A 586-nucleotide genomic window follows, 5' to 3' on the forward strand; every position below is an offset into this window, starting at 1 on the left:
TGGCCCAAGTACGCCGTGGCCCGTATCGGCTGGTCACCAGAGGTGCCCGGCGAGATCGCCGCCCACCTGCGGGAGATCGGCGTCCCCGCCCACACCTGGCCGGCGCCCGCCCACCTCGGCTCGCCCCGACGGCCCGCGGGGCAACGCTCCCCCGGCAGTCCTGGCGGGAGGCCGCGCAGACCAGCCGTTCCTACTTCACCAAGGCCACCCACGCCACCACCGGCCTGAACCCGGACTACGCCGAGTTCAGCGGCAGCCCAACAATGCCGGCAACCACGGCGGCTTCCGCTTCGACGCATGTCGCACCTCTGTCAACTGGGCGGTGGACCACGCCTGGTGGGCCGCCGACTCCGCGGCCGTCGCCCGGACCGACCGCATGCAGAGCTTCTTCGAGTCCCAGGGCATGGGCGCCTACGTCAACCAGTACTCGCTGTCCGGCAGCGGCCTGTCCCGCACGCGCGCACCCCCGGAGCCCGGGTCGTGACCCGGGCTCCGGGGGTGCGCGGTCACCGTCCGCGACCCGGAACCTCCCGGTCACGCGCCGGAGATGAACCGCCGCAGGGTCTCCGGAAGCTCCCGGAAAGCC

1 protein-coding gene is annotated in these 586 nt (G+C 73.4%); it reads left to right on the plus strand.

Annotation, left to right across the window (positions count from 1 at the left end):
- Positions 1-322: 322 nt before the first annotated feature.
- Entirely contained in the window at positions 323-484 is a 162-nt protein-coding gene (locus ACOV8S_RS31125) for a hypothetical protein (protein WP_448321836.1), read from the plus strand.
- Positions 485-586: the final 102 nt, after the last annotated feature.

Source organism: Streptomyces sp. CO7 (assembly GCF_053474865.1).